This is a genomic window from Rheinheimera sp., assembly GCF_036568245.1.
In the GTDB taxonomy this organism is placed as follows: Bacteria; Pseudomonadota; Gammaproteobacteria; order Enterobacterales; family Alteromonadaceae; genus Alishewanella.
In genome coordinates this window covers 1-8,360 of sequence record NZ_DATCSY010000218.1, presented here as the reverse complement: position 1 = coordinate 8,360, position 8,360 = coordinate 1, and the positions used below count along the sequence as shown (strand labels likewise).

General features: G+C 49.4%; 7 protein-coding genes. All 7 read right to left on the bottom strand.

Annotated features, from left to right (window positions below; all coding sequences use genetic code 11):
• Positions 1–895: Wzz/FepE/Etk N-terminal domain-containing protein (locus VIN66_RS10150; protein ID WP_331923877.1), on the bottom strand; the 895-nt coding region annotated here is incomplete at its 3' end.
• 14 nt (positions 896–909) lie between these two features.
• The gene (locus VIN66_RS10145; RefSeq protein WP_331923876.1) at positions 910–3,657 is read right to left on the bottom strand and encodes an SLBB domain-containing protein; all 2,748 of its coding nucleotides are present in this window, start codon (positions 3,655–3,657) and stop codon (positions 910–912) included.
• A 164-nt stretch (positions 3,658–3,821) separates the two neighbouring features.
• Positions 3,822–4,694, bottom strand: a complete 873-nt coding sequence (rfbD, locus tag VIN66_RS10140) for a dTDP-4-dehydrorhamnose reductase (RefSeq protein ID WP_331923875.1) — start codon at positions 4,692–4,694, stop codon at positions 3,822–3,824.
• Positions 4,691–5,224, bottom strand: a complete 534-nt coding sequence (gene rfbC, locus VIN66_RS10135) for a dTDP-4-dehydrorhamnose 3,5-epimerase (protein ID WP_134053877.1) — start codon at positions 5,222–5,224, stop codon at positions 4,691–4,693. Before rfbC ends, rfbD begins: the two co-directional genes overlap by 4 nt.
• A 74-nt stretch (positions 5,225–5,298) precedes the next feature.
• Positions 5,299–6,576: a Vi polysaccharide biosynthesis UDP-N-acetylglucosamine C-6 dehydrogenase TviB gene (gene tviB / locus VIN66_RS10130; protein WP_331923874.1), complete on the bottom strand. Its 1,278-nt coding sequence runs from the start codon at positions 6,574–6,576 to the stop codon at positions 5,299–5,301.
• A gap of 36 nt (positions 6,577–6,612) precedes the next feature.
• Positions 6,613–7,632 (bottom strand): SDR family oxidoreductase, encoded by a 1,020-nt coding sequence (locus VIN66_RS10125; protein ID WP_331923873.1) that lies wholly within the window; start codon positions 7,630–7,632, stop codon positions 6,613–6,615.
• Between the two features lie 17 nt (positions 7,633–7,649).
• Positions 7,650–8,360, bottom strand: a 711-nt coding sequence (gene wecB / locus VIN66_RS10120; RefSeq protein WP_331923872.1) for a non-hydrolyzing UDP-N-acetylglucosamine 2-epimerase, incomplete at its 5' end; no start/stop codon positions are given.

Sequence of the window (8,360 nt, the reverse complement as noted above, 5' to 3'; positions counted from 1 at the left end):
CCCCGCCGATAAATACCACTACTGCGGCACCTATCACCATAACCGCTCTACCCGGCTTGTATTTCTTTTCCGGCACTATGGCTGCATCCACAGTTTCCAGAATGTATTCTGGCTTGACGTTGGCCAGCATCAGCGTTTTAGTTTGCTCTTCGATCAGCTGATAAAGCACCGTTTTTATTTCAGTAATTTTGGTATCAGCAACCTGCTGTTCCAGATAGGCAATGCTCGATTGCGCCTCAGCGATATCGCGCTGGCGCATTTCTTCGTTCAAATCTGTAATCAGGGCTGTTGTCCAATCACGCGCAATCGTTGGTGAAACATGCTCCAGCATGATTTTGACCATGCCCGTGGTTTTGTCCTGTGACACCGTCAGAGAGTCTAAAAAAGCTTTGTGAGCTTCCTGCAAACTGGGTTTAGGCTGCTTAGGCCAACTAACGTTGCGAACCCACGTATCAGTGTCAGCATTGTATATGTCAGCATCTAACACCAGCTTGTCGCTTTGTGGGTCCCACTCTTTAACAGCCATAAGCGGCACCAGAATCTGATGCTTTTCGGCGAACTTAAAGAAAAACTCACGTGACTTTAGTTTCTCAAGCGCGATAACACTTTTGTTGCTATCGCCTTTACCCAGACTGATACCCGCCAGTGACGCCAGGCCACCAAACTGACCGGCTAAACTGCCCAGTTTGCCGCCTGCACCGTCTTCAACCGGCACGACCAGTGCTTCCGAACGATAAATGTTTGGTAGCGTCAGGCTGTAGGCGGCCACTATCACCGCAACCAGAAAGGAAATGCCGCCCAGCCAGAATTTAACGCGCCAGATTTCACTAAACAGTTCATTGAGTCCGATTTCGTCATTGGCATAGCCGACGTCGTTAGTTAAGTCTTTACTCATCACTATTCCGTTTGTTAGAAACTGTTCAATGCTGCTATTGCGACCGCACTCTGATAGAAAATCTGCGTAACCTGCGCCCACAGACTTAAGTTATCTTTGTATTCGGTATCCAGCGGCGCCACGATAGTATCACCGGCTTTGAGGCTATTTTTGCTGACACTGAACCAGCTGTTCTCCGGTACCATAACCGAGCCATCAGCCCGTATCACATAAACCCGGTCCTGGTCTGCGCGTTTACGGAAACCACCGGCTAATTTCAGGTAATCATCCAGCGCGAGGTTCGCGGCAAAACGGTGGCTGCTCGGATGCTGAACCTCACCAACAATAGCAATGGTATTGTTTACTCGTGGGATATGCAGCTTGTCACCGTCTTCTACCGGCAAATCTGCTGACGGGTCGCCAGCCATAATCATTGGCAGATTCACCACTAACCGACCGACCGGTTTCACCTTTTCAATTTCACTAATCATGGTAATAGCGTCTTCAGGTGTAATTCTGGCCGTTTCACTTGAAAGCGATTTGGCGGCGATATCGGCGCGCAACTGTTCACTGAGCTTTTTCAGCTGCTGCGTTTCACGCTCACGGATTTGCTCACGGGTAAACACTGAGCCGTCAACAAAGGCATTGGCAGTTACCCCTCCGGCACGCTTTAACACGTCAGCGAGCATTTCACCCTGCTGAATGGTGTAAACCCCCGGAAACTTCACTTCCCCGGTAAGTTCAATAGTACGGTCCAGATCCCATTCCGGTACAGGAAACACATTAAGCCTGTCACGGCTTGCCAGTTTCAGTGTCTGGCCGCCCGACAGCACCTCGGCCAAGTCTACTGTAGAGTGTTCGATGTTCAGGCCGCGTGTTGCATCAGCACGGCTGATTGCTCTGGACAACTCGGCCCGGCGTAAAAATGCCGAGTCTTTCAGGCCACCGGCCGCGTCGATCAGATCCCGTACATCAGCATTTTTAGCCAGTGGGTACTCGCCTTCTACCAACACTTCACCGCTGACACTGACCAGCTGTGGCTCCGCACCGTTACGGGCCTGCAAGCGCAACTTTTCCAATACCGGATATAACAGTTCGGTACGGGTAAGATGAGGCGTCAGCTTTATCAGTTCAGGGTCATCCAACACGTGCTGCAGTAAATAGCTGAAATTCTCTTTCAGGGCTTTTTGCTGATCCGGCTTAGAAATATCCTCAGCATATAAGCGGCTTTCTCCCTGTCTGAATTTATTAATTTCTTCATTCAGTAGCTCTTCTGTCAGTTGTTCCTGTTCTGACATGAGCCTGAAGCCTTCTTCCGCCAGGTCCAGCTGATTTAACCAACGTAATTCAACGGCAATATCAAAACGTTTTTCCAATGCATCGCGCAGATATTTGTTTAACGCTGAGCGCTGATAAGTCTGCAGCGCATTGTGAAACACGATCACAGTATCACGGGCCTGCAACTCTATATTTTCGCTACCTGCCGGCTGTGCTATTGCATCGGCAAGGCGGAATTGCAACACCTCAACGTCACCCAGTGTATTCACTTCACGCAGCACAATACCGTAGTTCAGATCTGCCGTACGCTGTAAATCTGACCATCTTGAACCCAGTAAGTCTGTCAGGTGCAGGCCCTGGCGCCAGGCATGCACTCCCGGACGGGCCACCGCTCCGGCCAGTGTCACTGAATTTTTGATTTGTGGCGAAGTCGCGCCGACTCTGAGCACATCGCCAGCACGGGCTTTTATCTGTTGTTGCGCCTTATCTGTTAAATCAACACTGAGGTAATCGCGCAGATGCTGATCGTTAAAACGCTGTAATACAGCTTGCTGCGGGTAAGCTCCGGGCTTGGCACCGCCGGCCATGTTCAGCAGATCCAGCAGCGAGTCATCTGCAGCCACTTCATACAGTGCAGGCCGGTGCACTTCTCCGGCGACCTCTGCAATAGCACTTACCGGTGCGATAAAAATCACATCGCCGTCTTTTAAATGCAGGTTGTTTCTGGCATCGCCTTTTAACAGCAAGGCGTACAGGTCAAAGGTTGCAACACTTTTGCCTGAGCGCTGTACCGAAATCTGCCGCAGGCTACCAATATCACTTACCCCACCGGCGGCATAAAGGGCCTGGGTTACTGAACTTAGCGCCGGCAAATTATACGAGCCCGGATACTTTGCCTCACCAGCGATTAATACGTTAATTGTCCGCAGAGATCCCATGCTGACGGCTACATCTGTACCCAGAAGCTGCTGCCGTACCCGTTCAATAATCAGCTGCTTTGCTTCGGCGTAACGTAAACCTGATACCTGTACAGCCCCCATCTCGGCAATGTTTACAGCGCCATCACGGTTTACTTCTGCTTGAATATCGCGGTTTAGTTTGCCAAACAGTTGCAGTAACAGTTTGTCGCCCGGCCCCAAAATATAATTGTCCGGTACCGGCAAATTCTTTGCCGGCGCAAAGACTGAACTGGCCTCATCAAACATGTTCAGGCCGAAACGCTTTGGTTTATCGTCTTCTTCGAGCTTTTTCTGCTCAAGCTGTTGTTTTCGGCGCTTTAACCGATTGTCCTGATCGGTATCGGTAGTATCAGTATCTGTCTGGGCTGCACTATCAAGCCCCAATTCACTGAGATTTATACCGTATTGCTTAGCCAGCTGTTCTTGCTGCGCTCTGGGTAGCTGTTTGAACTGCTCCATCATGGCGGGGGTGACAGTTTGCGCAAGACTGTACAGCGGTAGCGCAAAAAACAGAGAGAATGCCAAATATTTAACGAAATTAACCACTCGTCGCTCCGGTTCTTATTGGTTTATAGTGCTCTGCAGTGGACCTGAAACAGAAAATATGTCCTTTTATCTGTCGATATCATCAGGCCAGACCAAGTTGAGAATTCTATAGGCTTTGTTGCTGATTATCGAATTTTTTTTACCTGCCAAGCCGGATACACGAACTAAACGCGCATTTTTTTTACATACGACTCAATTTCGGTGCGCCAGTCTGTGGCAGGTTGCGTGAATGTGCGCTGAAATAAGCTGCTATTAAGACAAGAATAGGCAGGACGTGCTGCCAAACTACCGGGGAAAGGGCTGTTAATTGCCGTCAGGCAATGCTGATGTTGTGGTGCCGCCAGCTGATATATCGCCTTCGCAAAATCATACCAACTGCAATACGGGTATCCACAAAAGTGATACAAGCCGTAAGGTAAACAAGTCTGTGCAGCATAATCCATTGTAAGGCGGTAAACCGTCTCTGCCAGAGCACTGGCCGGTGTCGGCCCGCCTAGCTGATCACTGACGACACTAACAGGTTCACCACGCACAGCTCGCCGCCATATAGAACTGGCAAAGTTGCCAGGCAGTGCACTGAACAACCAACTGGTTCGAAACGTGATGTATCTTCCGGCCTGTACTACAGCGTCTTCCGCCAGTAACTTAGACTTGCCATACAGATTCAGCGGCGAAGCCGGGTCTGACTCGGTGTAAGGTGCATTGTGCTGACCATCAAATACGTAATCCGTGGAGAAACTGATCAGCAAACTGTCATATTGCCGGCAAAGGCCTGCCAGCGAGGCACTGGCCACAGCATTGACCAGCATACAGCGTTCTGGCTGTTGTTCAGCACTGTCAACCGCAGTGTAAGCAGCGCAGTTGATAACGATATCAGGCCTTACGGCACTGAATAGCCGCTGCAGTGCGCTGTCATCAGTGATGTCTAACATTGCACTGTCGCAGGCTAACACCTTGAATTGTCGCTGTGCGGCATACTGCCGCTGCAACAACTGGCCCAACTGGCCTGCAGCACCGGTTATAAGCAGGGTTTTCAAGCGAAAATCTCGTGGAAATCTGCCGCAGCGCTGTCTTTAGCAGACTGTATATAAGGCAAGTCAGGCCAAGAGATACCAAGTTCAGCCGAGAAACAGGAAAATGCACCCTCGTCAGCCTGATTGTAGTAGTGACTGGTTTTATAAATCACATCCGCGACATCAGACAACACCAAAAAGCCATGGGCAAAACCGGGCGGCAGCCATAACTGTTGCGGTTTATGCTCAGACAACACCACGGCTTGCCAGCGACCAAAGTTAGCTGAATGCCTGCGCACATCTACCGCGACATCATAAATCTCACCACGCATCACACTGATTAACTTGCCCTGTGGGGCCTGATGCTGAAAGTGCATGCCACGCAATACACCTTTAACTGACCGTGACCAGTTATCCTGCACCAGCTCATCTTCAATACCGGCCAAGCGGTAATCAGCCACACGGAAGTTTTCCTGAAAAAAACCACGCTGATCACCAAAGCGCTCAGGTTCAAAGATCAGACTATCAGCCAGCGGAGCTGCAATGACGTTCATTTATACCAGTTCAGAAAAGCAAAACGCCGATTATAAAGCATCGGCGTTAAGAGCAGAAAGCATCAATTTAACAATTACAGCCGCAAATCGCTGTCGGCAGTACTGAGTACATATTTCAGATCATACAGTATGCTGTCAGCATTACCCAGAGCACGAATACCAGCGGCGCCCATGTCACGGAACTGTTTGTGGCCTACCGCCAGAATCACCGCATCGTAACTGCCTGCTTCAGGCTGCGCAATTGGCGTTATGCCATATTCATGTTCAGCTTCAGCTGCATCTACCCAGGGGTCGAACACATCTGCAACCACACCATATTCTTTTAGCTCGGCAAGAATATCGACCACTTTCGTGTTACGGATATCCGGGCAATTCTCTTTAAACGTTAAGCCCATTACCAACACTCTGGCGCCACTTACCTGGATACAGCGTTTAATCATCGCTTTAACCAGTTGGCTGATCACGTAACGGCCCATACTGTCGTTAATGCGACGACCGGCCAGAATAACTTCCGGGTTATAACCTATCGCCTGTGCTTTATGAGTTAAGTAATACGGGTCTACGCCAATACAGTGCCCGCCCACCAGACCAGGCCTGAACGGCAAAAAGTTCCACTTGGTGCCTGCAGCCAGCAACACTTCTTCCGTATCTATACCCAATTTGTTAAAAATAACTGCCAGCTCATTGATTAACGCAATATTCAAATCACGCTGGGTGTTCTCAATCACTTTTGCCGCTTCAGCCACGCGAATAGAACTGGCTTTGTAGGTACCGGCGGTAATAATGCTGCCGTACAGGCTATCGACAAATTCTGCGATTTCCGGCGTTGAACCAGAGGTGACTTTTTTAATCGTCGTTACACGGTGCTCTTTGTCACCCGGGTTAATCCGTTCAGGGCTGTAACCGGCAAAAAAATCCACGTTGTATTTAAGGCCTGATACGCGCTCTATCACCGGAATACAGTCTTCTTCTGTGGCGCCCGGGTAAACCGTTGACTCGTATACGACGATATCGCCTTTCTTAATCACCTTACCCAAGGTTTCAGAGGCTTTAATCAGTGGGGTTAAATCGGGCTGACGGTGTTTGTCTATTGGGGTCGGTACCGTAACAATAAATACATTGGCGCTGCGTAAATCGTCCAGCTCACAACTGTAGCGCAGCTTGTCGGCTTGTTTTAACTCTTCGCTACTGACTTCCAGCGTATGGTCTTCGCCATTGTTCAGCTCTGCAATACGGGCTTTGTTAATATCAAACCCCAAAGTGGCATAATGCTTACCAAACTCAACTGCCAATGGCAGGCCGACATAACCTAAACCAATAATGGCAATCTGACTGTCTGCAATATTCTTCATCTTGAACATCCTGTGTAATTCCGTTTACGGGAGAAATTAGCTTTTACTATAGCTGTGTTGCTGAATATACCATGGCATCGCGAGCGAAAGGCCTTCGCGGATGCGATACTGTGGGGTATAACCCAACATATGCTGTGCTTTACTGATGTCGGCCTGAGAGTGGCGCACATCGCCGGCACGAAAATCGCCATATTGTGCTGTCTTTTGGTAATGAATGCCATTGTCAGCCAAACTGTCTGCAATGGCAGCAAATAATTCATTCAATGTAGTACGATCACCCAGTGCAACGTTAAATACCTCTGAATGTTCGATATCTGCCAGTGCTGCACGTATGTTCGCCTGCACGGCATTGTCGACAAAGCAAAAATCACGGCTGGTTTCACCATCGCCGTTAATCATAACGTTCTGATCGGCAATCATGGCTGCAGTCCATTTCGGAATAACTGCCGCATAAGCGCCATTGGGGTCCTGTCTTGGGCCAAACACATTAAAATAGCGCAGGCCTATGCTGTGAAAACCGTAGCTGCGGGAGAAAACATCGGCATACAGTTCGTTGACGTATTTCGTCACGGCATAAGGCGACAATGGCTTGCCAATCGCATCTTCAACTTTTGGCAGCGCCGGATGGTCACCATAAGTTGAGCTGGATGCAGCGTAAACAAAACGTTTAACGCCGGCATCACGCGCGGCTACAAGCATATTTAAAAAGCCGCTGATATTGGTATCGTTGCTGGTAATAGGATCGGCAATTGAACGCGGCACAGAGCCAAGTGCGGCCTGATGCAGGACGTAGTCGACATCACTGCATGCCTGCTGACAATCTGCTGAGCTTCGGATATCACCTTTAATAAAAGTAAAATTAGCCCACTGCTGCGGACTAACCAGTTGCTGTACTTCGTCAAGGTTACGCTGATAGCCGGTCGCAAAGTTATCCAACCCCACTACCTGCTGGTTCGCCTTTAATAAGGTTTCCAGTAAGTTAGAGCCAATAAAACCTGCACAGCCGGTAATTAGCCAGCGCTTGGGGGAAGCTTGCAGATTTCGAAGAATATCCATATTCACTACTCCGTATGTCAGCTTTTTACGCAGACATCTGATCTTATTGCATCAATAATGCGCTGGCAGGCTTTACCGTCACCATAGGGGTTATGCGCGAAACTCATACTATCGTAATACGCTTTGTCCGTCAGCAGTTTAGTGACTTCGCTGATAATAACCTGAGTATCGGTACCCACCAGTTTGACGGTACCTGCTTCCACCGCTTCAGGGCGCTCAGTGGTGTCGCGCATCACCAGCACAGGTTTACCCAGGGACGGGGCTTCTTCCTGAATGCCACCTGAATCTGTCAATACCAGGGTGCTGCGGCTCATCAGATAGACAAACGGCAGATAATCCTGCGGCTCTATCAGATGGATATTGTTTGCATCTGACAACAGGCGGAACACCGGCTCGCGCACGTTCGGGTTTAAATGCACCGGGTAAACGATATCGCAATCTGCAAACTGCTGTGCCAATTGCTTAAGTGCGGCACAAATATTCTCAAAACCACCGCCAAAGCTCTCACGCCGGTGGCCTGTAACCAGAATAAGCCGCCGGCCATTTTGGCCATACGGAAATTTAGCTGCGAACTCTTCACTTAACGCCTGATCGCTGTCTATTTTCGCCACCACCTGCAGCAGTGCATCGATCACAGTGTTACCGGTAACAAAAATATCTGCTGGTTTCACTTGCTCATTTAACAGGTTTTGCTCAGAAGTTGGGGTCGGCGCGAAATGAAAACGGGT